Genomic DNA, 25,940 nt, shown 5'->3' with positions numbered 1-25,940 from the left:
ATTATATGGAAGTACTACAGCAGCTAGGCACTTACTATTCGCAAAACGGCGGTTACGTGCTGCAGGAGTTTTACCGCCATTTTCTGATGTCGGTGTACGGCGTTTTGTTTGCCGCCATTGTTGGGATTCCGCTCGGCATCCTGATAGCCAGGTACAGAACATTAAGCGGATGGATTTTTGCGGTGACGAACGTCATTCAGACCATCCCGGCCCTCGCCATGCTCGCCGTGCTGATGCTTGTCATGGGGCTGGGCGCTAATACGGTGATATTGTCATTATTTCTGTATTCTCTTCTGCCGATTATCAGAAATACGTATACAGGCATTATCAGCATTGAACACGCCTATCTTGAATCCGGAAAAGCGATGGGAATGACAAAATTTCAAGTCCTTCGCATGGTAGAGCTTCCGCTTGCGCTTTCTGTCATTATGGCCGGCCTCCGCACCGCGCTTGTCATCGCTATTGGCATTACGGCCATCGGGACATTTGTCGGTGCAGGCGGTCTCGGAGATATTATCGTCAGAGGATCAAACGCAACAAACGGAACCGCGATTATATTAGCAGGCGCAATCCCCACGGCTCTGATGGCGGTGATAGCCGATTTGGTCATGGGCTGGCTTGAGCGCGCGTTAAGCCCGATTAAAAAGAAAAAGAAGAAAAACCTGGCCGGCGCCGCATAAGAAAAAACGCCTTGTGAATGACAGGGCGTTTTTTTACGGCTTCGGCACATATTTAAAAATCTCTTCGCTCTCAAAAAACTCAATCAAACGCCCGAGCCAATTATAATAATCGAGCCATTCCTTTAGTTCCTTCAGCAGCTCATTCACTTTTTCTTCCGCTTCAGGGGTAAGCTCCTCATCCAAGACGCTGAGCAGCTCCCGGTTGAGTTTTTTATGCATCATTTTGTTTTTGCTGACGACTTTGCTCCAAGTGGCTGAAAACAGCGTGATAAACGTTTGGTAGTAATCCTGCTCAACCTCATATAAATCTTTTCGCACGCCCTTTTCGAACACTTTCTCGGCGATGTTGGCATCAAGCATTTCCCGCACAACCTGGCTCATGCGTGTTTTGCTCATGCCGGTCGCTTCAGATAATTCGGCCAGCGTCATCGGTTTTCGATTCATATAAATAATGCCCAGCACACGTCCGACGGTAGAGGGCATTCCAAATGCATGCATGTTTTCCGCGATTCTTTCTATTAAATGGTCCTCGGCTTGTTCAATGATCGTTATCGGATCTTTCTCCAACGGTTTCAATCCTTTCAGCTAACAATTCCGATGTCAATATACCACATTTTTGATGCGGCGGAAATGCCGCATCAAGAGAATTTGGCAGGAAATTGGAGCAATAAGGAGATCATTACAGGTCAATGCGGGTAAATCAGCGTTTATACATACTTTATAAATAATATGAACAAATTGTAAACTTTTTATTTTATAAACTTTATTCTATAATGGGAACCATTCAATTGTCTGAAAAATTAAATATGAACTGAACGAATTGAATAAACTTAACTTTGGAGGTGCGATGTTTGCTGACATTAGAAAATGTCTCGAAAACATACAAAGGCGGCAAAAAAGCCGTGAACAACGTGAATCTTAAGATTGCAAAAGGTGAATTTATCTGTTTTATCGGCCCGAGCGGCTGCGGAAAAACAACAACAATGAAAATGATTAACCGATTAATTGAGCCTTCTGCCGGCAAGATTTTCATTGACGGCGAAAACATCATGGAACAGGACCCGGTAGAGCTTAGGCGTAAGATCGGCTATGTCATTCAGCAGATCGGCCTGTTTCCGCATATGACTATTCAGCAGAACATCTCACTTGTCCCTAAGCTGTTGAAATGGCCGGAGCAGCAGCGAAAAGAGCGGGCGCGTGAGCTTCTAAAATTGGTCGATATGGGGCCAGAATATTTAGACCGTTACCCTCATGAATTAAGCGGGGGGCAGCAGCAGCGAATAGGTGTATTACGGGCACTTGCCGCGGAGCCGCCGCTTATCTTAATGGATGAACCGTTTGGGGCACTCGACCCGATTACGAGGGATTCCCTTCAGGAAGAATTTAAAAAACTGCAAAAAACCTTACATAAAACCATCGTATTTGTTACCCACGATATGGATGAAGCGATTAAACTGGCAGACCGGATTGTGATTTTAAAAGCGGGAGAAATCGTTCAAGTCGGAACGCCCGATGATATTTTGAGAAATCCGGCAGACGAATTTGTTGAGGAATTTATCGGCAAGGAGCGGCTGATTCAGTCATCCAGCCCGGATGTGGAACGGGTTAACCAGATTATGAACACACAGCCTGTGACGATCACCGCGGATAAAACGCTTTCTGAAGCGATTCAGCTAATGAGGCAGGAGCGTGTCGATTCACTGCTTGTCGTCGATGACGGGCACGTTCTGCAAGGCTATGTGGATGTTGAAATCATTGATCAATGCCGGAAAAAAGCCAATCTCGTAGGAGAGGTTTTACATGAAGATATTTACACAGTATTGGGCGGCACACTGCTGCGAGACACGGTCCGCAAAATTTTAAAACGGGGTGTTAAATACGTCCCTGTTGTGGATGAAAACCGGCGCTTAATCGGAATTGTGACGAGAGCGAGTCTGGTCGACATTGTATATGACTCTCTCTGGGGAGAAGAAAAGCAGCTCGCGGTATTGTCATAGGGAGGAGATAAGTTGTGAATCATATTGTTCAATTTTTGCAAACCAACGGGGGCGAGCTCCTTTATAAAACATATGAGCATATCACGATATCGCTCATTGCTGTTATTTTAGGCGTACTCGTTGCCGTACCCCTCGGAGTTGTGCTTACTAGAATGAAGAAGGGCGCCGGCACCATTATCGGCATCGTCAATATCATTCAAACGCTGCCGAGTCTGGCGATTCTCGCCTTCTTTATTCCGCTCTTGGGTGTCGGGAAGGTTCCAGCGATCGCGGCTTTGTTTTTCTATTCTGTATTACCGATCCTCCGCAACACGTATACCGGCATTCGCGGCGTCAACAAAAATCTACTTGAGTCTGGCAAAGGCATCGGAATGACACCGGCTGAACAAGTCCGCCTGGTGGAGCTGCCGCTTGCCGCGCCTGTGATCATGGCGGGAATCAGAACATCGACGATTTACTTAATCGGCTGGGCAACGCTCGCTTCCTTTATTGGAGGCGGCGGTTTGGGTGATTACATTTTTATCGGACTGAATTTATATCAGCCGGAATATATCATCGGGGGCGCGGTGCCCGTCACGATATTGGCAATTGTAATAGATTACGTGCTGGCAGTGAGTGAACGAAAACTGACACCTGCCGGCATGCAGAGATTGAAGGAAGTTTCATAAGGAGGAGGCTCATGAAAAGAAAATATCTCAAATGGATGATCGGGTTAACGCTAGCAGCAATGCTGACACTGAGCGGCTGTTCACTTCCGGGTCTCAGCGCTGCTTCAGACCAGACCATTAAAATCGGCGCGCAAAGCATGAGCGAATCAGAAATCATCGCCAGCATGCTTGGGCAGCTGATCGAACATCATACTGATCTCAAAACAACAACCATTAAAAATCTCGGCTCCAACGCGGTGCAGCAGCAGGCCTTAATGAACGGGGAAATCGACATTGCGGCCACAAGATATACCGGCGATGCGCTGACAGGAACGCTGAGAATGGAACCTGAGAAAGATCCGGACAAAGCGCTGGCGCTGACACAGCGGGAGTTTAAAAAAAGATACGATTTAAAATGGTATGACTCCTACGGGTTTGATAATACATATGCCTTTACGGTCAGCAAGGAACTGGCCGATCAATATCATTTAGAAAACGTATCAGACGTTAAAAAATGGGCGCCGCAATTAAAGCTCGGTGTCGATAACTATTGGATGAAGCTCAAGGGAAACGGCTATAAAGACTTTACGAAAACCTACGGCATGACATTCGGCGGCACGTATCCAATGCAGATCGGGCTTGTGTATGACGCGGTGAAGAGCGGAAAAATGGACATTGTGCTTGCGTATTCGACTGATGGAAGAATCAAGTCCTATGGTCTTAAAATGCTAAAGGATGATAAGCAATTTTTCCCGCCGTACGACTGCTCTCCTGTTGTTCCGGAACAAGTGCTCAAAGAACATCCTGAGCTTGAAGGCGTCATTCAGAAAATGATCGGGAAAATCGACACAGCCACAATGCAGGAGCTCAACTATGAAGTCGACGGCAATTTAAAAGAGCCTTCTGTCGTTGCCAAGGAATATTTAGAAAAGCATCATTACTTCGTATCATGAAAGGGGGAAGAAACCAATGGACGTGCTTGAACAGGTCATGACGTATTATGCGCAGAACGGCAGCTACGTCATGGAAGAATTCGGCCGGCACTTTCTCATGTCGGCTTACGGCGTTTTGTTTGCCGCTGTCGTCGGGGTTCCGGTCGGAATCCTCATTGCGCATTTTCGCCGTTTGTCAGCCTGGGTGTTCGCCGTAACAAACGTTATTCAAACAATCCCGGCGCTCGCCATGCTGGCCGTCTTGATGCTTGTCATGGGGCTCGGCGCAAACACGGTGATTGTATCATTATTTCTGTATTCCCTTCTGCCGATTATCCGAAACACGTACACAGGCATTGTCAGCATTGAACATGCCTACTTAGAATCGGGAAAAGCAATGGGCATGACGAAATTCCAAGTTCTCCGGATGGTTGAGCTTCCACTCGCGCTTTCTGTCATTATGGCAGGACTTCGCACCGCCCTCGTCATTGCCATCGGGATTACAGCGATCGGAACATTTGTCGGAGCCGGCGGCCTTGGAGATATGATCGTCCGCGGCTCAAACGCGACAAACGGAACAGCGATTATTCTCGCCGGCGCGATACCGACTGCGGTGATGGCGGTTGCAGCTGATTTGCTCATGGCCTGGCTGGAGCGGGCATTAAGTCCGGTAAAGAAAAAACGAACCAGAGCGAAACGCGTTCAAACAGCTGCATAGAATAGAAAAAGAGGCTTGGATGACTCCAGCCTCTTTTTTTTCTTTAGATTGTAAACTGATCCATCTTCTCATTAAGCTCCTTCGCCAGCTTCTCAAGCTCTTTAGCATTCTGGAGCACTTGATCCATGGAATGGGCGGACTGCTCGGTAATCGAAAATGTTTCTTCAATGCCGGCAGCCGACTCTTCAGATACAGAAGCGATATTTTCAATCGATTGATTGATGGTAATCGATTGGTTTGTTAACTGCTTCAGGCCATCCGTAACTTCCTTAATGCTGTCTGCAACGTGAGTGACCGATTGTCTGATATGCTGCATAGCTTGTCCGGTGTCTGTCAGGTTTTCTGTTCCTTTTTCGACTTCTGTAAAGCTGCTTTCTAAGTACCCAATGACAGTGTGGATTTCCTGCTGTGTCCCGTTGACAATCCGGGTAATATCCTGGACGGAATCAGAAACGCCGTCAGCCAGCTTTCTGACCTCCTCTGCCACAACGGCGAAGCCTTTGCCGCTTTCTCCTGCGCGGGCAGCTTCAATCGCGGCGTTAAGTGACAGCAAATTCGTTTGCTCGGCAATGCCGTTGATAACCTGAACGAGCTTGTTGATATCCTGAGAATGCTGTTCCAGTGACCTCACTTTATGCACGGCCTCCTGAACGATATGATGGATGGTTTTCATTTGCTGTAATGATGTATCCATATTTTCGTTTCCGCTTACCGCGAGTTCGAGGACGTTTTGAGACGTATCGCTGATGGTGATGCCGCGATTATAGGCTTTATCAATGCTTTCGGTGAACTCATTCATCGATTCGGCAATCGTCACGGCGTCTTGGGCCTGCTGTTCGGAGCCCTCAGCCATTTCGTTCATTGTCTCGGTAATATGTTTGCTGCCGGATCTTGTTTCATTTGTTGCGGTTGCCAGCACTTGTGAAGAAGAAAGAACCCGGCTTGATATTTCTTTGGAGTATCCGACAATATCTCTCAGATTGCCTACCATTTTTTGCAGCGCTTCGTTCAGATCGCCCAGCTCGTCTTTTGAGTTGAGCGCCTCCATGTCATTCGACAGATCTCCCTCGGCAATATGATTGGCAGACTCCTTCATGCGAATGATAGGCTTTACAATGTTTCGCGTGATATAAAGCCAGATGAAAATACTGATAATGATCGATGCTGCCAGAAGCAAAGCAGTGTAAATGAGCCCTTTATGGTATACGTCCTTCGTTTCTTTTACCGCTGTGTTGCTGCCTTCTTTATTAAAGTCAACGAGCTGAGTGACTGATTTTTTCATATCCTCAAATCTGGCCTCAGTCTGCACCAATAAACCTCTTGCTTTGTCCATGTCATTCGTGCGGCCGCTTTCTATAATTTGCGCATGAATATCAGTATAGGTGTTTACTTCAGTTTGAAGCTGCTCAAACAGTTTCTGTTCTTTGTCATTGGAAATCGTTTTTTCGTAGCTATCAAGCTTTTGATTGATGTCTTCAAGGATCTGATTCATGTCTTGTTCAAGCGTATCCATTTTGCTTTTGTCTGTGAAAATCAGAAAATCCTTTTCTTTAGAAGACAGATGCTCGGTCAAATAATTAATCGAAGTAATTTCTTTGATGCCGTCAATCCATTTTGTGTTGATTTCATCTGTCTTTTGAATGATGTGCTGCATATTAAAAGCGCCTATTCCGCCTATAAGTAAATTGATCAGGATCAGTGTCAAAAATACCAGGCTGAATTTGCGGGAAATCGTCAGTCGCATATAGTGGTCTCCTTTAGAAACGTAATGTGTGGATGTACTATATATCGGCTGAGAAATCGTTTTTTCACTGGAAAATAAAAAAACGGCTCCTTTTCTCGTCTTTGAGATCAGAACCGTTTTAGTAATTAGTCAAGAAAGGAAGGGTCAATCCAATCCGTTGCCCATTTTGAAATCTCACCCAAAATGGGGGCTAGCGCCTTTCCTTTATCGGTCAATGAATATTCGATGCGAACCGGAGTTTCCGGGATGACATCCCGCTTCACCACTCCTTCAAGCTCAAGTTCTTTCAGCCGTTCTGACAGAACTCTGCCGCTTAGATTTGGAAGTGCTGCTTCAATTTCGCTAAATCGCTGCGACCCGTTCAAGAGCTGAAATACGATCAAAGCGACCCAGCGTTTACTCAAGATGTCGACTGCTTTTTCAAATCTAGGACACATTTCTGATTGGTTCATACTTTTCACCTCGTCTGTCACTATTATAACGCAAATAATGAGGGAAGGTATGCAAGCGTGATTGATAAAATGCAGAAAGAGAAGCAGGGGATTATGAAGAAGAGGCGCGTTTTTTCGCTTCCGAGGCTAAAAAATCGAAGTATTTGCTGAGATTTTCAATATCCTGCTTTGAGAGATGTTCCCATTTTTTACTGTTGAAAATCGGAAGGTGCTCCGCTCCGCGAGTGACTGCAGTCTGGTAAATGTCATAAATGGACTGATAGCTTTCCGAAGCCTCGCGGATTTCTTCTGGAAAGGCTTGAATATGACCAGCGGCAGCCATCAGGTTTTCGTAGGGCACTTTCAGTACAGCCGCCAGTTTTTTGATAGTGGCAGGTTTTGGCGTGCCCCGCTTGCCGTTTTCAATTTTTGAAATGGTGGCCGAGCTGATGCCTGAGTACACCGCAAGCTGATTCACTGTCAGTTTGCGGGCGCGGCGCAGCTCCCGTAATTGCTGTCCGAACGGTGACATGGTGATCGCCTCGCATTCCTATCAAGAGTTAGTCATCAGCAGACCGTTTTTTGGCTTCGTCTGATATAAACGAAAAATAATGATCCAGCATGAGCAAATCCTCTTTATTGAGATATTGCCACTTTTCGTTCTCAAGAAGAGCAAGGTTTTTCAGGTCATAGGCCTCTGCTTTTTCAAGCAGCTTGCACTTCGTTTCATAAGGAGCTCTGTCTTCATGTACTTCTTCGATGTAACCAGCCTTATACATAAGCCCTTCGTAAGGAATTTTTAAGGCTTCCGCCAGTTTTTTGATGGTGGCAGGTTTGGGAACGCCCCGTTTGCCGTTTTCGATTCTGGAGATGCCGGCCGCGCTTACGCCAGAATAAGTCGCCAGCTGGTTGACTGTTAACTTTCTCTCTTCGCGCAATGCCCGCAATTGTTCGCCAAAGCTTTCCATATGTCTCACCCCGTCCCTCACTGTTACTCATATTTTAGTATGTTTATTGACTAAAGGGAATAGGTAGGCTGGAAATGTATTGACAAAAGTTAACATAAGCCGTAATGTAAAAGTATAGAAAAAAGTTTTTTCAGGAACGGAAGGTGAGGAAAGTGCCAGTAGAAAAGATACAGATTAGACGTGATTATGTCTTGCAGTATATGGTCAATAACGATTATTCGCTTAATCAGCTTGCGCTGGAAATCGGAGTCTCACCCGCCACACTGAGCCGCGTGCTGAATGGAGAAAGACGGCCGGGGCAGCTTGTGATCGGTAAAATGCTTCACTATTTTAATTTGAAATTTGAGGATCTTTTTTACTATGACTTTATTGACAAAAGTCAATAAAGCGACAAAAAACGCAAGGAAGCCAAGCGTTTTCTATTCCTATGAATGATGTGTCAGCACAAACCCTGTCACCAGTTCGTTGCATGTTTTCCATTGTTTTGTCGGCAGCTGATGCCCCTGATATTCCAATCTGAAAAATTCGGCATGGCTGCAAGCTTTGCGGTAATAGCCTGAGGCTGGGAAGGTCCAGTCCCGCAGGCCGCCATACATAAACAGCATGGGCATGTGTATATGGGGCAGCTGTTCAATGCAGTTGTAGCGGAGCGAATCCTGATAATATTGATGCCAATGGGCAAGGTCTGCTTTTTTCATATGGCCTGTTAATAGGTTTTGAAGTTCTTTGTTTTTTGTATGGCTGACGGCGAGGATTTTTATGAGCAAACCGGCGTTTTTCTCAAGCAGATACATCCCCGTCTTGTGTATCTTCTCTCCGATTACGTTATGGACAGCCGGGTAAGCGCCGGTGAGAACAAGATGTGACACTTTGTCCGGGCGGGTAAAGCCGATATGCTGGGCGATTAAGCCACCGGCGGAATATCCGAATAACACAGCCTTATTAATGTGCAGAGCGTCCATGAATTGCACGATCTCATCTGCGTAATAAGAAATAGAGGCGGGCTGATCCGCGTGATCACTGTCGCCGTGGCCGCTTAAATCGGGAAAAATCACCCTGAAATGCTTGGAGAGAAGGCGCTGATAATAAAAGACCATACGTCCCATGCCCGGCGGGTGGATAAAAATGATAGGCATTCCCTGTCCATATTCCTCATAATAAAGATGTTTTCTGCTGGCTATGCTGATAAGGGGCATCGTTTTTCTCCTTTTGACCTTTTCATATGAATAGGGTAACCAAGATAAAACGTCTTATCCGGCCCTTTTGGCGTCTGATACAGCGTGACATGCCAACCCTTTTCATGTAAAATAGAAGTAATGTAGGCCAGTGAGTCTGGAGGTGTAAGGGATGCACGCGGTTTTGATTACCTTATTGGTTATCGTCAGCATTGCACTTATTATTGTCGTTTTGCTTCAATCCAGTAAAAGCGCCGGATTATCTGGTGCGATTTCAGGCGGAGCGGAGCAGCTCTTCGGGAAACAAAAAGCAAGAGGTCTTGATTTGATTTTGCACCGCATCACGGTAGTGCTGGCAGTCTTGTTTTTCGTGTTAACGATTGCGCTTGCTTATATCCTATAGGGCAATGTTTGTATAAGGTCTGATGTGAAGTCAGGCCTTTTTCTCGTTTCTGGCTGATATTCAGAGCGTTTTTTTCTAATCAAACTGTGGAAAACTAAAATGATCGTGCAGATAGAAAGGGAGACATGAGCATGAAAGTTGTGACACCAAAACCATTTACATTTAAAGGCGGAGACAAAGCGGTGCTTTTGCTGCACGGCTTTACAGGAAATACAGCGGACGTACGAATGCTGGGACGTTATTTGAATGAACGGGGCTATACATGCCACGCGCCTCAATATGAAGGACACGGCGTTCCCCCTGAAGAACTTGTACATACAGGGCCTGAAGACTGGTGGAAAAACGTGATGGATGGCTATGAATACTTAAAATCTGAAGGCTATGAGAGCATTGCTGCCTGCGGACTGTCGCTTGGCGGGGTTTTTTCGCTGAAATTGGGTTACACTGTACCCATAAAGGGAATTGTCCCAATGTGCGCGCCAATGCATATTAAGAGTGAAGAGGTCATGTATCAGGGCGTTCTTTCATACGCTCGCAATTACAAAAAGTTCGAGGGGAAAAGCCCGGAGCAAATTGAAGAGGAAATGAAGGAATTCGAAAAAACGCCGATGAACACCCTCAAGGCGCTGCAAGACTTAATTGCCGATGTTCGAAACAATGTCGATATGATTTATTCACCGACATTTGTGGTGCAGGCCCGTCATGATCACATGATTAATACAGAAAGCGCAAATATTATTTACAACGAAGTGGAAACTGATGAGAAACAGCTGAAATGGTACGAGGAATCAGGCCATGTCATTACGCTCGACAAAGAACGTGACCTCGTCCATCAGGATGTGTATGAATTTTTAGAGAAGCTCGATTGGTAATCAACAGGAGGTCGGATAATGGAAAAAGAAGCATTTATGGATAAGCTTCTCTCGTTTATGAAGGAAGAGGCGTATAAGCCTCTGACCGTTCAGGAACTTGAGGAGATGTTAAATATTACGGAAGCCGAGGAGTTTAAAGAGCTCGTCAAAGCGTTAGTCACTTTGGAAGACAAAGGGCTTATCGTACGGACGAGAAGCGACCGCTACGGCATTCCGGAGAAGATGAATTTAATAAAAGGAAAGATTTCAGCACATGCAAAAGGATTCGCCTTTTTGCTGCCTGAGGATACGTCATTAAGCGATGTGTTTATTCCGCCTACTGAGCTGAATACGGCAATGAACGGCGATATCGTCATGGTTCGGCTGAATTCACAGTCAAGCGGCTCAAGACAGGAAGGGACCGTCATCCGCATTTTAGAAAGAGCGATTCAGCGGGTTGTCGGTACGTATACAGAAACAAGAAACTTCGGCTTTGTCATTCCGGACGACAAAAAAATCACGAGTGACATCTTTATCCCGAAAAATGGGAAAAACGGAGCGGCGGAAGGGCACAAGGTTGTTGTCAAGCTGACGAGCTATCCTGAAGGCCGCATGAACGCAGAGGGCGAGATTGAAACCATTCTCGGCCATAAAAATGATCCGGGCATTGATATTTTATCGGTCATTCATAAGCACGGCCTGCCGGGAGAATTTCCTGCTGACGCAATGGAACAGGCATCAAGTACGCCTGACACAATTGACGAAAAAGACCTGAAAGACCGCCGTGATCTCCGTGATCAGGTGATTGTCACCATTGATGGTGCGGACGCGAAGGATTTGGATGATGCAGTTACCGTGACGAAGCTTGATGACGGAAGCTACAAGCTTGGCGTTCACATTGCTGATGTCAGCCATTACGTAACCGAAAACTCGCCGATTGACAAAGAAGCGCTCGAAAGAGGGACGAGTGTGTATTTGGTTGACCGAGTCATCCCTATGATTCCGCACAGACTGTCAAACGGCATCTGTTCCTTAAATCCAAAGGTTGACCGCCTGACACTTTCTTGTGAAATGACAATTAACAGTCAGGGACAGGTAACGGAGCACCAAATCTTCCAAAGTGTCATCAAAACAACGGAAAGAATGACTTATTCAGATGTGAATAAAATTCTTGTTGACGATGACGAAGAGCTGAAACAAAAATACGAGCCTCTCGTTCCGATGTTTAAAGATATGGAGCGCCTGGCAGAAATTCTGCGCGATAAGCGGATGAACCGCGGCGCCGTTGATTTTGATTTCAAGGAAGCGAAAGTGCTTGTCGATGACGAAGGCGCGGTTAAAGACGTTGTCATCAGAGAACGCTCTGTCGCCGAGAAACTGATTGAAGAATTTATGCTTGTGGCGAACGAAACGGTAGCGGAGCATTTCCATTGGATGAACGTACCGTTTATATACCGGATTCACGAAGAGCCGAATGCTGAAAAACTGCAAAAGTTTTTAGAGTTCGTGACGACATTTGGCTATGTGGTGAAAGGAACGGCAGGAAATATTCATCCGCGCGCGCTGCAAAGCATTCTGGACGCTGTGCGTGACAGACCTGAAGAAACAGTTATATCTACTGTCATGCTCCGTTCGATGAAACAGGCGAAATACGACCCGCAAAGCTTGGGGCATTTTGGTCTGTCAACGGAATTCTATACGCATTTCACATCACCGATTCGCCGTTATCCGGACTTAATCGTCCACCGTCTGATTAGAACGTACTTAATCAACGGCAAAGTCGATGAAGCGACACAGGAAAAGTGGGCTGAACGCCTGCCGGATATCGCCGAGCATACATCAACGATGGAGCGCCGTGCAGTTGACGCCGAGCGTGAAACGGATGATCTGAAAAAAGCGGAATACATGCTTGATAAAATCGGTGAAGAGTTTGACGGCATGATCAGTTCAGTGACAAACTTCGGAATGTTCGTCGAGCTGCCGAATACAATCGAAGGACTCGTCCACGTCAGCTTTATGACGGATGACTACTACCGATTTGACGAACAGCATTTTGCGATGATCGGCGAGCGGACAGGCAACGTCTTCCGCATTGGGGATGAAATCACAGTCAAGGTTGTCGATGTCAACAAAGACGAGCGCAATATCGACTTTGAAATCGTCGGCATGAAGGGCTCTCCGCGTCGTCCGAGAGAACTGGACAGCAGTCGGAGCAGAAAACGCGGAAAGCCTGCCAGAAAGCGCGTCCAAAGCACCAATACGCCTGTTTCTCCAGCTCCGTCTGAGGAAAAAGGGGAGTGGTTCACTAAGCCGAAGAAGAAAAAGAAAAAACGCGGCTTCCAAAACGCGCCGAAACAGAAACGGAAAAAGAAGAAATAGCAGCTCAACCAGCAAATAGGGCCGCAGCGCTCTATTTGCTTTCTTTCGGAAACAGCTTTTCATTGTAGCGGTACGTGACATTTGGTAAAATAGAGCGTATCGCAAAAGGTGGACAGTTTTTCCTTAGAGAGAGGAGGTTCTGGCATGCCAAAAGGGTCAGGAAAAGTATTATCTCAAAATAAGAAAGCCAATCACGATTATTTTATAGAAGAAACCTATGAAACAGGCATCGTTCTGCAAGGAACCGAAATCAAATCGATTCGCGCCGGCCGCGTAAACCTTAAGGATTCCTTTGCCAAAATCGAACGGGGAGAAGTGTTTCTTCACAATATGCACGTCAGCCCGTATGAGCAGGGAAACCGCTATAACCACGATCCGCTCCGGACGAGAAAGCTGTTAATGCATCGCAAGGAGATTAATAAGCTGATCGGGTTAACAAAGGAAAAAGGCTATTCCCTCGTTCCGCTGAAGCTGTATTTGAAAAACGGCTTTGCCAAAGTGCTTCTCGGCCTTGGAAAAGGGAAGAAGAACTATGACAAACGGGAAGACCTGAAGCGCAAGGACGCGAAGCGGGAAATCGAAAGAGCGTTCAGAGACAGTCAAAAAGGCTTCTAAAGGCATAGTGCTTGATTCAAAAATCAGGCCTGTGCTATACTGTGTTCACGATCAGATCATAATGCTTTTCATTTCAAGGATTTGACAATTGAAAAGAACCGTGATCGTGTTATAATAAGACTATAGCCAGTTTGAGTGAGAGCTTGATATTTTCTCCCGTATTTCCCTTATAACAGGGGGACGTTACGGATTCGACAGGGATGGATCGAGCTTGAGCTGCGAGCCGAGAGGCGATCTCGTAAACACGCACTTAAATATAACTGGCAAAACTAACAGTTTTAACCAAAACGTAGCATTAGCTGCCTAATAAGCGCAGCGAGCTCTTCCTGACATTGCCTATGTGTCTGTGAAGAGCACATCCAAGTAGGCTACGCTTGCGTTCCCGTCTGAGAACGTAAGAAGAGATGAACAGACTAGCTCTCGGAAGGCCCGCCCGCAGGCAAGAAGATGAGTGAAAACATAAATATGCAGGCTACGCTCGTAGACGCTTAAGTAATCGATGTTTCTGGACGTGGGTTCGACTCCCACCGTCTCCATACATACTTTGGGACCGCAGTGCTATCAAGGCTTCCGAAGCTTTCGAGGGCACTGCGGTAACATTTTGGCAATATTCTTATGTCCAATCTTTTGAGTGATTACCAAAGAATTGCACTTTTTATTGATCGAGTATGACGCATGTGAATGTATGAATTGATGGAGTGCTATTTTTTAACCCTTAATTCTTTCGTTATTTTAATTGTACTGGTTGCTATTGTATCCTAAAAAGAACCGAGAACCCTATAAGAAGAATTTACTGGCGCTGTGTTTCAGCGCTTTTTTATGTCTTTTAATTTCTCTATGACGTGTTAGGCATAAGGATAACGGCTGTATGGATAAAAAACAAAAGCAAAACTTGAATTTTTATTGAAATAATAAATCTTACTGAACATAAGCTTTTAACTGTCCCTATGTATGCACTTTTTTGCGTAAATCAAATAAAATAAAAAGGGGTAACAATCACCCCTTTTTATTTCTAATATAAACGCAAACTACCGTTCCAAGTTTGTCCAATTTTTGCTCCAATTGTGAAACCTTTTATGTCTACACCGAGAACCATAGCTCCAACTACTTTAATTTTTGCAGTGTCTTTAGTTGTTTTGGTTGTAGTGATGTTATAACTTTTTCCAGTTTGTTTCCACCAAGCTACGTTAAGACCAGTAACATAAGAGTTAATACCTGACACTTTAGTAAACTGAGGTTTTTTATTCACAAATTTATATTGATAATTAAACGCGATATTTTTCCAGCAAGCCATCCCTGTCATACCCCAACCTGTAAATGGAGCCCACCAATTGATAACATGTGAGTCACTTACTTGTGGTTTTATTAGGGGAGTATCTTCACTAACATTAATAGTCTCTTCAAACTCTTGGGGCTGTTGAGCATCTTTGATAAACTCTTCAAAATCCTGAATTGAGTCAAACTTCAAAAAATCCTTTTTAGATACACTTGAAAATTCTTCACTTGAGACATCCACTAATTCAAAACCAAGGTCCTTTTCTAATTTTTCCACCTGGTTCTTTGTTTCAGCAATTTCTTTTGTTGTGGATTCTGCGTTGGCTGAAGCAAAAGGAACCAAAGCCAAGCCAAGGGCAATGACTAAGACTAAAATCCTTTTCATACTTTCAACCTCCATTCAATTTAGTTCTTACAAACCAATTAAAACATATAAAAGTCCCGGGATCCATAAAAAACCAAAAGTTTTATATTTTTCAATAAATTTATTTATTTGGATATGTTATAATTGCCGGGTAACATATAAGGGGAAGGGAGTGATTGCATGAAAAATCGATTGAAAAAATACAAGTTAGGTTTGATAAGCTTTCTAGTTCCACTTATTTCGATTTTTGTAATACCCTATGAGAAGGTTTCAGAACTGGGGTATGCGCTCGGTTTCCCTATTCAATTTGTGATTTATCGTAGCTATGATGGATTTGTAGGAAATAGGTTTTTGTTATTTACTCCAACAGAATTTATAAAGACAGAGTTTAATGTGGTTAATTATTTAATCGCTGTTCTGATGGTCTATGTATTACTAAGGATAGTGAAAAAAGTTATAACAATATTTAAAGCAACAAAACACAATCCTCTTGAGGAAGGATAAAGATATCATCCTCACAAAATAAGCCCAACTCACATGAGGAGGGCTTTTTAAATAATTCATATTTTTTATTCCTAGAAAGTGCATGGCCTCACGTATTTTCTGTTCGCTTTTCTCAGTCTTTCTTTTTAGTTCAGGTATGTCGGGTGCTTTCAGCTCAGGCGCATATTAACAATAATTTGTAATTCGGTTCACTTTCCGTTTTATGACATTTTTATTGAAATGTGATTGTAAATTTATTTTTCTTCTGGTATCAATGAGTAAATCACTTTGCACAGGTTATTTGATTCAGCATAGTCAGGGTTCACATTTTCAAAGGCATATTCTAATGTCTTATTATTAAAATTAAAAAAATTTTAATAATTCTCAAGCAGTTTGTACACCTTTCTACAAGGAACAAACATATAATGGTTATCAACAACATCAATAAAGCAGAACCTCTTAGAGGGTTCTGCTTTATTTTTTCTCCAGATCACAGGCACCAAAAAGTGCGTACTTCCATTTCAATCCCAGCTGTTTCATACTGATTGCAGAGCAGATGTTTCACCAAACGCATTTCTGTCAATAAATAAGAGGAATCAAAAACGGAGGGATGAACGAATGAAGCTGAATTTACAAGGAAAAACCGCACTGGTGACTGGTTCGACATCGGGGATCGGAAAAGCCATTGCCTCTTCGTTAGCTGAAGAAGGCGCGGCAGTGATCATTAACGGACGCCGGGAAGAGAAAGTAAATCAGACGATAGATGAATTGAAAACACAACATTCTGAAGCGGTCCTATATCCGGCTGCATTTGATTTGGGAACAGAAGAAGGCTGCAACGAGCTGTTTCAGGCATATCCAGAGGTTGATATTTTGATCAACAATTTAGGGATTTTTGAACCGGCGGAGTACTTTGATATTCCCGATGATGAATGGTTTCGTTTTTTTGAAGTAAACATTATGAGCGGGGTAAGGCTGACACGCAAGTATTTGCACAACATGATAGAGAAAAAAGAAGGGCGTGTGATTTTCATTGCCAGTGAAGCGGCGGTTATGCCGTCACAGGAAATGGCCCATTACAGTGCGACAAAAACGATGCAGCTGTCCATTTCCCGCAGTTTGGCGGAGCTGGCAACCGGCACGAATGTGACGGTCAACACCGTTATGCCGGGCTCTACCTTAACAGAGGGTGTGGAAACCATGCTGAACTCGCTGTATCCTGGTGAAAACCTGACTGTTCAAGAAGCTGAGGCACGTTTTATGAAAGAAAACCGGCCGACATCCATTATTCAAAGACTGATCCGTCCGGAAGAAATCGCCCACTTCGTTACATTTTTAAGCAGTCCGCTTTCCTCCGCGATCAATGGCGCGGCGCTTCGGGCGGACGGCGGTTTGGTTCGCAGTGTCTTTTAAACCTCTCCTTTTGGGAGAGGTTTTTTTATGTGTTGTTGATTTCCATAAATTGCTGTCGTATAATTTTGGTACTGATATAGTTTTGTTAGTACCGAAAGCGAGGGATTGATTTGGAAAAAAGAATTCTGGAGGAAACCATCCGGCTGATCAGGCAGAAAGGATTTTCATTTACGATGAATGATTTGGCAGCAGTGCTGGGAACGAGCAAGCGGACGCTCTATGCGCATTATTCATCAAAAGACAAGCTTGCGGAAGCGGTTGTTGAGCAATTTATCGCAGAGATGAAGCAAATGGAAAAAGACATCTATGAAAATGAAAGTCTAGACATTCTTGAAAAAGTGAAAAAAATGCTGATCGGTCTTCCGCAGGGGATGGAACTGCTGAATATGGGATTATTAAGTGATCTGAAGAAATACCATTACGATGCGTGGCTTACATTAGATACGTTTATTAAGGAAGAATGGACAATTGTCCTTGAATTATTAAACGAGTGCAAACAGCAAAAGAGAATCAGAAACATCAATCCGGACCTGTTTGTTCACATGTATATAGGAAGCATCAACCAAGTGTATGATCCCGAATATCCGCTCAAACATCAGTTCACGACAGGAGAGGTTCTTGAATCGATTGTAGATGTATTGTTTAACGGCATAACAGCTGATGAGGAGGCTGATGCTACGTGAATTGGGTGTTTCTATGCTTAGCGATTCTGTTTGAAGTTGCCGGGACGGTCAGCATGAAGCTATCGTCGGGTTTTACAAAGCTTACTCCCAGTGTGCTGTTGATTTTCTTTTATGGCGGGAGTCTTTTCTTTCTGACGCTTACGCTAAAATCAATTGATGTATCTGTTGCTTATGCTGTATGGTCAGGGATGGGGATTGTCCTGATTACAGTCGTTGGTTTTTTGTTTTTTCAAGAGAATGTTAGCGTCATGAAACTCATTTCAATCGGATTGATTATCGGCGGTGTTGTGTCTTTAAACCTGATCGATCATGGGGCGCAGTCTGAGCCGATACATAAAAGCGGGCAGTACAAATGAGATATATGAAACTGTTTTTTCTCGTGACTGATATCGGTTTTATCTTGTACTGGCTGTCAGCTGGGTTTTCGCTGGTACCGGAAAGCTGGGCTTTTAAACATCATGACCATCCGTTTATGATCGCCTGGAACTGGTCCTTTTTTCCGCTGGATATCCTGATCTCTTTCACAGGATTGTACAGCTTGTACTTGCAGCGGAAGAACAGTGCTGACTGGAAGCTGATGGCGCTGATTTCTCTTGTGCTGACCTGTTGTTCAGGCCTTCAGGCGATTTCATTCTGGACATTCAGCCGGGACTTCGATCTTGTTTGGTGGCTGTTTAATGGGTATCTATTGATTTATCCTTTATTTTTTATTCATCTTCTCTTAAAAGAAAGCAAATGGACAAAGCAGTGCTGTTAGGCGCTGCTTTTATTTTTGTCTTTTTTTAAATCACCGCAAAATTCGATTGAAGAACATGAACAAATCATTGCGGCATGTAGGGAAAAGGATCGGAAAAAAGCTGCCGAGCTGACGTATAGCAACTGGATCAAGCCGATTCAGGATATTGCGAATAAACTGATGTAAAACAGGCAGAGACGGTATGGTCGCTGCTTTTTTTTGCGGGCATCTATTGAGAAGCGAAGGCGTTTTTGGGGCATACTATAGTGAATAATCGGAAAAAGTCCTATACATTCATAGAAAAGGATTTTGTCAAATGAACAAAACTGTTGAGAACAATCAAAGAACCATGCCAAGCATCGTGAAGGATGCCTTTCGCATTCATGCGAATCCATTTCCATGGAAAAAGGCGATCGGATCAGGGATCGCTTCAGGGTTTCCTGTGCTGATCGGCGCATTGGCGGGTCACACGGATTATGGTTTAACTGCAAGCATCGGGGGCTTTGTTTATTTATATGCGGGCGGTGAATCGTATAAAAAGCGCGCTTTGAAGCTGCTCTTGGTTTCCATTGGGATCGCGCTCTCATTTGGATTAGGCACTATTTTGTCTGGGACGGTTTGGATGATGGCGGCTGTCCTGGGCTTGATCGGTGCAGCTACAATGTTTATTTTTAGCGCGCTCGGTATACAAGGTCCTGCGCCGATGTTTTTTGTCCTTGCCTTTTTAGTCAGCTCCGGGCTGCCGGCCGATCCTTCACAAGCGTTGTTCAGAGCGGGTCTGACGTTTCTCGGCGGCATTTTCGCCATGGGTATCGCCTTAATCGGCTGGTTATGGAACAAACATGGACCGGAGGAGGCGGTGCTGCAAAAAACATATCATCAGCTGGCTGCATGTCTTTCAGCCGTCGGTACGCAAGGCTTTCATAATGCGCAGCATCAGACGGTGCTTATGCTCAGAACAGCTCGTCAAACGGTTCTCGGCAAGGGGGACAGGCGGAAAAAATCACAGTATGATGAACGATTTTTCCGCCTGCTCGAAAAAGCTGACGACATATTTCTTGCCATTATTCATTTTTCAGCTGAAACGCCAGACAGAGAGACGGCCGAGATTGAAAAGGCACTCCGTCAAACCGGAGATGCGCTGGGGCATGCCCGGGTTTCCAGTGCGTTTCAGATCAAAGAGAATGAATCTGAGCCAAGCCGGAAGCTGTTTGAAGAAATCAATGAGGCTTTGTCTATCGCTTCAGGACGGAATGATAAGCAATCGGACGGGGAACCGAGCCGCCTGCCAGCCTCTTTTTACTTTTTGAGAAATGCCTTTGACTGGCAGTCTCCCGTTTTGATACGGGCATTAAAGTACGGAATTGTGCTGATTGCCGCCGATATGTTTGCCCTCACATTCGGCTTTGCACGCTCCTATTGGATTCCGCTTTCGGCAGCAGCGGTCATGCTTGGCACTACTGTTCTCTTTACGCTTCACAGGGCCATTCAGCGTTCAATCGGAACCGTGATCGGTGTTGGGCTGGCAGGAGCAATCCTGTTTGTTAAGCCGGGCGGTGTTTATATTGCGTTGTGTATTGCAGCGCTGCAATGTCTTCTTGAGATGCTGATTGTCCGCAATTATGCGCTGGCGGTTCCTTTTTTGACCGCAAATGCGCTTGTCATAACAGAAAGCATGCATGGCGGCTCGGACGTCGGTTATTTTATGATAGCGAGGCTGACGGATGTAGCTGTTGGCAGTGTAATCGGGCTATTGGGAACGATGGTTTTGTGGAGACGGTTTTCAACGAAGCGGCTGCCTGAACTAATGCGGGACGTGATTCGGCTGGAAGGGCACTTTATGGAGAAACTGTTGACCGGGCAGAAAGCAGACGAGAACAAGTTAAGGGTGAGTCTGGTTAGGCTTCGGGATGCGTATGACAAGGCGCTTGGGGACTTTCCTAACGCGAATGCAGATGTGCTTTGGCCTGCCATTTCCGGTGCTCAGCACTTAGGGTATTATTTGCTCTCGGCCCAAGCCCATCATCGACCGCCTGCTCCGTTTTCTGAAAAAGAGATGGACCAGCTAAAAGTGTTTTTTGAACAGGTTGAGCAATCCGCTTTGATGAAAAGGATGCCGGCTGACATACAAGTGCCGCATGTTCCTTATTACCCGCGTATCAGTAAAGAGCTCTCCGCACTGTTTTCGGGCTTGCGGACAGCTTTCGAAAAGCGAAATAATCTTTAATTCAAGATGTTTTACTTGAAAGTAATTTTTAGTGCCCCTATAATAAAGACTAATAGAGAAAGAATAATCATAATGCGTCTGTATGATAATAATTGATGTGTGATTTTTAAAAACGAAAGGGCTGGTAAAAATGGCAAAAGTATTGTATATCACTGCTCACCCGCATGATGAAGCAACTTCTTACAGTATGGCAACAGGTAAAGCATTCATCGAATCTTACAAAGAAGCGAACCCAAATGATGAAGTTGTACATATCGATTTGTACAAAGAAAACATCCCGCACATTGACGCGGATGTATTCAGCGGCTGGGGCAAGCTGCAGTCAGGCACAGGCTTTGACGAGCTTTCTGAAAGCGAAAAAGCGAAAGTGGGCCGTCTGGGAGAGCTTAGTGATCAATTTGCATCTGCTGATAAGTACGTATTCGTTACTCCTTTATGGAACTTCTCATTCCCGCCGGTAATGAAAGCGTATCTTGATTCTGTTGCAGTTGCAGGAAAATCATTCAAATACACTGAACAAGGCCCGATCGGCTTGTTAACTGATAAAAAAGCGATTCATATCCAAGCGCGCGGCGGCTACTATTCTGAAGGCCCTGCGGCTGAAATGGAAATGGGTCACCGCTACATCGGCATCATGATGAACTTCTTCGGTGTACCATCATTCGATGGCATTTTCGTAGAGGGACATAATGCGGAGCCTGATAAAGCACAGCAAATCAAAGAAGACGCGATTGCGCGTGCGAAAGAAGCAGGAAAAACATTTTAATGAAAAAGCCTCCCTTTTCTTGGGGAGGCTTTTGTTTATTTCTCCAGCATAATGGTTTGTTTCTCTTCACTGCTTTTCATCGCGGCTTCAATGATGCGAATAACATCAATTCCTTCCTCAGCGGTGACGGGCAGCGCAGCGCCTTCGCGTATACTCTCTGCTATTTTGCGGTAATAGGTAAGGTAGGAGCCATTTACTGATGGGATGGTTTCTGTTTTTTTGTCCGTGCCATGAACGGTTGTCAGCTTTCCGTAAAACTCCGGATCATCCGCTCCCCAGCTGTCATCCTCCGGTTTTCTTCCCGCTCTGAGAGCGTCTTCCTGTCCGTCGATTCCGTATTTCATAAAGCTGGCATGCTGTCCGTGGATTTGATAACGAGGGCCGTTTGCCGGAACGATCGATCCTCCGTATAGAATGGCTTGGAGTTTGCCGTAATCCAGAGTCAAATGAAAATAGTCAACGGTTTCGGCATTTTCACGCTGGGCCATTACGTTTGCAGTCACGGCTTTTGGCATCCCGAACAAATGCAGGGCTTGGTCTATGATGTGGGAGCCGAGATCATACAGCGTACCAGTGGCCGAGCCTTCTTTTTCCCGCCACCGTGCTTGAACCTCAGGTCTGTAGCGGTCATAGGAGACTTGATATGTATTGATATCTTCAAGGGATCCGTCAGCGATCAGCTTTTTAATCGTTAAAAAGTCGTTATCCCAGCGCCGGTTATGATAGACACTTAACAATACACCTTTTTCATCGGCAGCCTTCTTTAATTTCTCCCCTTCTTCGGCCGTCGCTGTCATGGGTTTTTCGATCACAACATGTTTTCCGGCCTGAATGCATGCCATAGCGTGCTCGTAATGAAGGCCGCTCGGTGTGGTGACAATGACAAGCTCAATGGCCGGGTCATTTGTGATGTCCTCAAGTTCATGCACAACTTCTGCATCCGGAAAATCCCGTTTCACTTCTTCTGTCCGCGATGTCATGACTTTGCTGATGTGATACTCTTCCAGAACAGCAAGCAGCGGCGCGTGAAAAACAGAACCAGACAGTCCGTACCCTAATATCCCAACCTTTATCGTATCCACTTTTCTTCTCCCCTTTAAAAGCGTTTTCACAAGAGATATATACCCTCCTGTATAAATGGTAAAACCTAACTGATTCATTTTTTTGCGGCGGCATGCTTAGACAACAGTTTGGACAATCAGTATAATGGGAATTAATATAAGAAACAGAGGTGTACGCATGGATAAGCATAACGAACATAAAGCATTAAACCATAAAAGCTCGAAAGAAAAGGATCAAATCATAAACCGGCTGAAGCGGATAGAAGGCCAGGTCAGAGGCATTCAAAATATGGTGGAAAACGATAGATATTGTGTAGATATTCTTGTGCAGATTTCAGCTGTTCAGGCGGCAATGAAAAATGTGGCGCTTCACTTGCTTGAGGACCACGCCCATCACTGTGTAGCAGATGCCATCAAAAGCGGAGACGGGGAACAGGCCATTTCTGAGCTTTTGGACGTATTTAAAAAGTTCACAAAATCATAAAGTCTTTTTTTGTTGTAATACCCTACGGGGGTATGGTAGGATGAAAACAGAAAGATAAACAGGAGGAATTCAAATGGAACAAAAAACATTGCAAGTTGAAGGAATGTCTTGTCAGCACTGTGTCAAAGCTGTGGAAACGAGCGTAGGAGAACTGGACGGCGTCAGTGCTGTTCATGTCAATCTGGAAGCGGGAAAAGTCGATGTTTCGTTTGATGCTGACAAAGTATCAGTCAAGGACATTGCGGATGCGATAGAAGATCAGGGCTATGATGTAGCCGATTGATTCAAGGTGTCGCGCCTTTAGGGAGGCGCGATATTTCTTTCATTTTTATATACCCCCCGGGTGTATATAAAGGAGTGAGTAGATTGAGTGAACAAAAGGAAATCGCGATGCAGGTATCGGGTATGACCTGTGCGGCATGTGCCTCCAGAATTGAAAAAGGCCTGAAGCGGATGCCCGGTGTGACGGATGCCAATGTCAATCTGGCAATGGAAACGTCAAATGTCACCTACGATCCCGCTGAGACAGGGGCTGCAGCGATTCAGGAAAAAATAGAAAAGCTGGGCTATCACGTCGTGACAGAAAAAGCTGAATTCGATATTGAAGGCATGACTTGTGCAGCCTGTGCCAATCGGATTGAAAAGCGGCTTAACAAAATAGAAGGCGTCACAAATGCTCCTGTAAACTTCGCTTTAGAAACGGTTACGGTCGAGTACAATCCAAAAGAAGCGTCTGTCGGCGATTTGAAAGAAGCGGTAGATAAGCTGGGATATAAGCTTCAGCTGAAGGGTGATGAGGAACGAGAAACGGCAGCTTCTAAAAAGAAAGAAGAACGGAAGCAAACGGCGAGACTGATTTTTTCAGCGGTTCTGTCATTTCCATTGCTTTGGGCGATGGTGAGCCATTTTACGTTTACATCGTTTATTTGGGTGCCGGATATATTCCTCAATCCGTGGATGCAGTTTGCGCTGGCGACACCGGTCCAGTTTCTGATCGGCTGGCCGTTTTATGCGGGTGCGTATAAGGCGCTCAGAAATAAAAGCGCCAATATGGATGTATTGGTCGCGCTCGGAACGACGGCTGCTTACGCTTACAGTCTTTATCTTACCATCCAAAGCCTTGGTTCCCATGGGCATACAGACGGCCTTTACTATGAAACAAGCGCGATTTTGCTGACGCTGATTTTATTAGGCAAGCTGTTTGAAACAAAAGCAAAGGGCCGTTCTTCGGATGCAATTAAAAAGCTGATGAAGCTCCAAGCGAAAACAGCGACTGTCGTAAGAGACGGACAGGAGCAAATCATTCCGATAGACGAAGTGCTAGTCAATGACATTGTTTACGTCAAACCGGGCGAACGAATTCCTGTCGACGGGGAAGTGGTTGAAGGCCGCTCGGCAGTAGATGAATCGATGATTACAGGAGAAAGTCTTCCTGTTGACAAAAATCCAGGTGACAGTGTGACAGGTGCAACCGTCAACTCAAACGGCTTCCTGAAAATCAAAGCTGTCAACGTTGGAAAGGATACTGCACTTTCTCATATCATCAAAATTGTCGAGGAAGCACAAGGGTCAAAAGCGCCGATCCAGCGTCTCGCTGATCAGATTTCCGGCATTTTTGTGCCTATCGTATTAGGGATTGCCGTTCTCACTTTCCTCATTTGGTATCTTTGGGCGGCTCCCGGCGATTTTGCCGAAGCGATCAGCAAGTTCATTGCGGTTCTTGTCATTGCTTGTCCTTGCGCCCTCGGCCTTGCCACTCCGACGAGCATTATGGCCGGATCTGGGCGCGCTGCAGAATTCGGAATTCTCTTTAAAGGCGGCGAGCATTTAGAAAAAACACATCGTCTCGATACGATTGTTCTTGATAAAACCGGAACTGTGACAAACGGGAAGCCGCGACTGACTGATGCCATTCCGTTCGGCCGTTTTGAAGAAACAGATCTGCTTCAATTTGCGGCGGCAGCCGAAACGGGATCAGAGCATCCGCTCGGTGAAGCGATTGTTGCCGGCGTGAAAGAAAAAGGACTTGAGATTCCGAGGCTGACCCGCTTTGAAGCAAAGATTGGCGCAGGCATTTTGGCTGAAGCCGGAGGCAAAACCATTCTCGTCGGCACAAGAAAGTTAATGGAGAGCGAACAGGTTGAGCATGGTGCACTTCTTGCCCAAATGGAAGAACTTGAGGCAGAAGGAAAAACGGTTATGCTTGTATCCATTGATGGGGAAGCAGCGGGACTTGTAGCCGTTGCTGATACGATAAAAGACACGTCACGGGCGGCAGTGGCCCGTCTGAAAGAGTTGGGTCTGGATGTCATTATGATGACAGGTGACAATCGCAGAACCGCAGAAGCCATCGCGAAGGAAGCAGGAATTACGAGTGTCATTGCGGAAGTCCTTCCTGAACAAAAGGCGGCGGAAATTTCCCGCCTGCAAAAAGAAGGCCGCCAGACGGCCATGGTAGGCGACGGAATTAACGATGCGCCGGCGCTTGCCACAGCCGATATCGGCATGGCGATTGGAACAGGCACGGACATTGCGATGGAAACAGCGGACATTACGTTGATTCGCGGAGATCTGAACAGCATTGCCGACGCAATTCGCATGAGCAGACTGACGATGAAAAACATTAAACAAAACTTATTCTGGGCGCTTGGTTATAACAGCCTCGGTATCCCAATCGCAGCGCTCGGATTTTTAGCGCCGTGGATAGCGGGAGCGGCAATGGCATTCAGCTCTGTTTCTGTTGTTCTGAATGCGCTGCGTCTGCAGAAAGTAAAATAAAAACCGGCCATATGCCGGTTTTTGTTTTTCATTGACACTTTCTTGGAAAACGACATATAATAGACGTAACCAATATATGAGTATGTGCTCATATATATAAATTCAATACCAATACTCATTGATACGCTTT

At 45.2% G+C, this 25,940-nt stretch carries 29 protein-coding genes and 1 other RNA gene; 22 read left to right on the top strand and 8 right to left on the bottom strand.

The genetic code is table 11. The annotated features are described in order from the left end of the window. Positions 1–5 precede the first annotated feature (5 nt). Positions 6–680, top strand: coding sequence for a glycine betaine/carnitine/choline/choline sulfate ABC transporter permease OpuCD (opuCD, locus tag M1M80_RS17595; RefSeq protein WP_003219981.1), 675 nt, complete (start codon positions 6–8; stop codon positions 678–680). A gap of 33 nt (positions 681–713) precedes the next feature. Here the strand turns inward: opuCD and M1M80_RS17590 are convergent, their stop codons facing one another. After that, positions 714–1,247: a GbsR/MarR family transcriptional regulator gene (locus M1M80_RS17590; protein WP_060399502.1), complete on the bottom strand. Its 534-nt coding sequence runs from the start codon at positions 1,245–1,247 to the stop codon at positions 714–716. A gap of 284 nt (positions 1,248–1,531) precedes the next feature. Between M1M80_RS17590 and opuBA the strand changes: the two genes are divergently transcribed. From opuBA to opuBD, 4 genes are read left to right on the top strand one after another with little or no spacing between them, the layout of a single operon-like run. After that, positions 1,532–2,677: a choline ABC transporter ATP-binding protein OpuBA gene (opuBA, locus tag M1M80_RS17585; RefSeq protein WP_060399501.1), complete on the top strand. Its 1,146-nt coding sequence runs from the start codon at positions 1,532–1,534 to the stop codon at positions 2,675–2,677. Positions 2,678–2,691: 14 nt separating this feature from the next. Beyond that, the gene (gene opuBB, locus M1M80_RS17580) at positions 2,692–3,345 is read left to right on the top strand and encodes a choline ABC transporter permease OpuBB (RefSeq protein ID WP_060399500.1); all 654 of its coding nucleotides are present in this window, start codon (positions 2,692–2,694) and stop codon (positions 3,343–3,345) included. Between the two features lie 11 nt (positions 3,346–3,356). Continuing rightward, a complete protein-coding gene (opuBC, locus tag M1M80_RS17575; protein WP_060399499.1) occupies positions 3,357–4,277 on the top strand; it encodes a choline ABC transporter substrate-binding lipoprotein OpuBC in 921 nt (306 codons plus the stop codon). Between the two features lie 16 nt (positions 4,278–4,293). Next, positions 4,294–4,974 (top strand): choline ABC transporter permease OpuBD, encoded by a 681-nt coding sequence (gene opuBD, locus M1M80_RS17570; RefSeq protein ID WP_060399498.1) that lies wholly within the window; start codon positions 4,294–4,296, stop codon positions 4,972–4,974. A 43-nt stretch (positions 4,975–5,017) separates the two neighbouring features. On the opposite strand, the gene M1M80_RS17565 is transcribed toward opuBD, so the two are convergent. The 4 genes from M1M80_RS17565 to rghR all read right to left on the bottom strand — a co-directional run bounded on the left by M1M80_RS17565 (position 5,018) and on the right by rghR (position 8,117). Beyond that, positions 5,018–6,718, bottom strand: a complete 1,701-nt coding sequence (locus M1M80_RS17565) for a methyl-accepting chemotaxis protein (protein ID WP_060399497.1) — start codon at positions 6,716–6,718, stop codon at positions 5,018–5,020. Between the two features lie 125 nt (positions 6,719–6,843). Then, positions 6,844–7,170, bottom strand: a complete 327-nt coding sequence (gene catR, locus M1M80_RS17560; protein ID WP_003220037.1) for a catDE operon transcriptional regulator CatR — start codon at positions 7,168–7,170, stop codon at positions 6,844–6,846. A 91-nt stretch (positions 7,171–7,261) separates the two neighbouring features. Next, positions 7,262–7,681 carry a helix-turn-helix domain-containing protein gene (locus tag M1M80_RS17555; protein WP_060399496.1) on the bottom strand — a complete coding sequence of 140 codons (420 nt, stop codon included), beginning with the start codon at positions 7,679–7,681 and terminating at the stop codon, positions 7,262–7,264. 28 nt (positions 7,682–7,709) lie between these two features. Then, a complete protein-coding gene (gene rghR / locus M1M80_RS17550) occupies positions 7,710–8,117 on the bottom strand; it encodes a transcriptional repressor RghR (protein WP_003235175.1) in 408 nt (135 codons plus the stop codon). 152 nt (positions 8,118–8,269) lie between these two features. On the opposite strand from rghR, the gene M1M80_RS17545 reads away from it, so the two are divergent. Beyond that, positions 8,270–8,503 (top strand): helix-turn-helix domain-containing protein, encoded by a 234-nt coding sequence (locus M1M80_RS17545; protein ID WP_003220031.1) that lies wholly within the window; start codon positions 8,270–8,272, stop codon positions 8,501–8,503. A gap of 39 nt (positions 8,504–8,542) precedes the next feature. On the opposite strand, the gene M1M80_RS17540 is transcribed toward M1M80_RS17545, so the two are convergent. Further along, positions 8,543–9,313 carry an alpha/beta fold hydrolase gene (locus tag M1M80_RS17540; protein ID WP_060399495.1) on the bottom strand — a complete coding sequence of 257 codons (771 nt, stop codon included), beginning with the start codon at positions 9,311–9,313 and terminating at the stop codon, positions 8,543–8,545. A 151-nt stretch (positions 9,314–9,464) separates the two neighbouring features. Between M1M80_RS17540 and secG the strand changes: the two genes are divergently transcribed. The 5 genes from secG (at position 9,465) to ssrA (ending at position 14,079) form a co-directional block, all read left to right on the top strand. Then, on the top strand, positions 9,465–9,695 hold the full coding sequence (secG, locus tag M1M80_RS17535) for a preprotein translocase subunit SecG (protein WP_003220028.1): 231 nt from the start codon (positions 9,465–9,467) through the stop codon (positions 9,693–9,695). Between the two features lie 131 nt (positions 9,696–9,826). Next, entirely contained in the window at positions 9,827–10,567 is a 741-nt protein-coding gene (locus tag M1M80_RS17530) for an alpha/beta hydrolase (RefSeq protein ID WP_003235169.1), read from the top strand. An 18-nt stretch (positions 10,568–10,585) separates the two neighbouring features. Beyond that, positions 10,586–12,925 carry a ribonuclease R gene (rnr, locus tag M1M80_RS17525; protein ID WP_060399494.1) on the top strand — a complete coding sequence of 780 codons (2,340 nt, stop codon included), beginning with the start codon at positions 10,586–10,588 and terminating at the stop codon, positions 12,923–12,925. Positions 12,926–13,069: 144 nt separating this feature from the next. Then, positions 13,070–13,540, top strand: coding sequence for an SsrA-binding protein (smpB, locus tag M1M80_RS17520; RefSeq protein ID WP_003220025.1), 471 nt, complete (start codon positions 13,070–13,072; stop codon positions 13,538–13,540). A gap of 176 nt (positions 13,541–13,716) precedes the next feature. After that, positions 13,717–14,079: a transfer-messenger RNA gene (gene ssrA / locus M1M80_RS17515) on the top strand. 473 nt (positions 14,080–14,552) lie between these two features. On the opposite strand, the gene M1M80_RS17510 is transcribed toward ssrA, so the two are convergent. Then, positions 14,553–15,200, bottom strand: a complete 648-nt coding sequence (locus M1M80_RS17510; RefSeq protein WP_003235166.1) for a hypothetical protein — start codon at positions 15,198–15,200, stop codon at positions 14,553–14,555. Positions 15,201–15,359: 159 nt separating this feature from the next. Between M1M80_RS17510 and M1M80_RS17505 the strand changes: the two genes are divergently transcribed. The 8 genes from M1M80_RS17505 (at position 15,360) to azoRB (ending at position 21,487) form a co-directional block, all read left to right on the top strand. Then, positions 15,360–15,683 (top strand): hypothetical protein, encoded by a 324-nt coding sequence (locus tag M1M80_RS17505; RefSeq protein ID WP_060399493.1) that lies wholly within the window; start codon positions 15,360–15,362, stop codon positions 15,681–15,683. A 597-nt stretch (positions 15,684–16,280) separates the two neighbouring features. Next, a complete protein-coding gene (locus M1M80_RS17500) occupies positions 16,281–17,075 on the top strand; it encodes an SDR family NAD(P)-dependent oxidoreductase (RefSeq protein ID WP_060399492.1) in 795 nt (264 codons plus the stop codon). 110 nt (positions 17,076–17,185) lie between these two features. After that, complete coding sequence (locus tag M1M80_RS17495) at positions 17,186–17,758, top strand: TetR/AcrR family transcriptional regulator (RefSeq protein ID WP_003235164.1); 573 nt, start codon at positions 17,186–17,188, stop codon at positions 17,756–17,758. Beyond that, complete coding sequence (locus tag M1M80_RS17490; protein WP_060399491.1) at positions 17,755–18,114, top strand: DMT family transporter; 360 nt, start codon at positions 17,755–17,757, stop codon at positions 18,112–18,114. Before M1M80_RS17495 ends, M1M80_RS17490 begins: the two co-directional genes overlap by 4 nt. Further along, positions 18,111–18,515: a YvaD family protein gene (locus M1M80_RS17485; RefSeq protein WP_060399490.1), complete on the top strand. Its 405-nt coding sequence runs from the start codon at positions 18,111–18,113 to the stop codon at positions 18,513–18,515. Before M1M80_RS17490 ends, M1M80_RS17485 begins: the two co-directional genes overlap by 4 nt. A gap of 15 nt (positions 18,516–18,530) precedes the next feature. After that, positions 18,531–18,680, top strand: a complete 150-nt coding sequence (locus M1M80_RS17480) for a hypothetical protein (RefSeq protein ID WP_003235161.1) — start codon at positions 18,531–18,533, stop codon at positions 18,678–18,680. Positions 18,681–18,810: 130 nt separating this feature from the next. Continuing rightward, complete coding sequence (locus M1M80_RS17475; protein ID WP_060399489.1) at positions 18,811–20,721, top strand: FUSC family protein; 1,911 nt, start codon at positions 18,811–18,813, stop codon at positions 20,719–20,721. A 130-nt stretch (positions 20,722–20,851) separates the two neighbouring features. Continuing rightward, positions 20,852–21,487: an FMN-dependent NADH-azoreductase AzoRB gene (gene azoRB / locus M1M80_RS17470; RefSeq protein ID WP_019259473.1), complete on the top strand. Its 636-nt coding sequence runs from the start codon at positions 20,852–20,854 to the stop codon at positions 21,485–21,487. Between the two features lie 35 nt (positions 21,488–21,522). Here azoRB and M1M80_RS17465 read toward each other — a convergent pair whose 3' ends face one another. Next, the gene (locus M1M80_RS17465; protein WP_060399488.1) at positions 21,523–22,599 is read right to left on the bottom strand and encodes an oxidoreductase; all 1,077 of its coding nucleotides are present in this window, start codon (positions 22,597–22,599) and stop codon (positions 21,523–21,525) included. A gap of 127 nt (positions 22,600–22,726) precedes the next feature. Between M1M80_RS17465 and csoR the strand changes: the two genes are divergently transcribed. The 3 genes from csoR to copA all read left to right on the top strand — a co-directional run bounded on the left by csoR (position 22,727) and on the right by copA (position 25,810). Next, positions 22,727–23,032, top strand: coding sequence for a copper-sensing transcriptional repressor CsoR (csoR, locus tag M1M80_RS17460; RefSeq protein ID WP_060399487.1), 306 nt, complete (start codon positions 22,727–22,729; stop codon positions 23,030–23,032). 73 nt (positions 23,033–23,105) lie between these two features. Next, entirely contained in the window at positions 23,106–23,315 is a 210-nt protein-coding gene (gene copZ / locus M1M80_RS17455; protein WP_040081817.1) for a copper chaperone CopZ, read from the top strand. Between the two features lie 83 nt (positions 23,316–23,398). After that, positions 23,399–25,810: a copper-exporting P-type ATPase CopA gene (copA, locus tag M1M80_RS17450; RefSeq protein WP_060399486.1), complete on the top strand. Its 2,412-nt coding sequence runs from the start codon at positions 23,399–23,401 to the stop codon at positions 25,808–25,810. The last annotated feature ends 130 nt before the right edge of the window (positions 25,811–25,940 follow it).

Source organism: Bacillus inaquosorum, from assembly GCF_023238325.1.
Taxonomy (GTDB): Bacteria; Bacillota; Bacilli; order Bacillales; family Bacillaceae; genus Bacillus; species Bacillus inaquosorum.
This window is presented reverse-complemented; position numbering and strand designations above follow the sequence as displayed.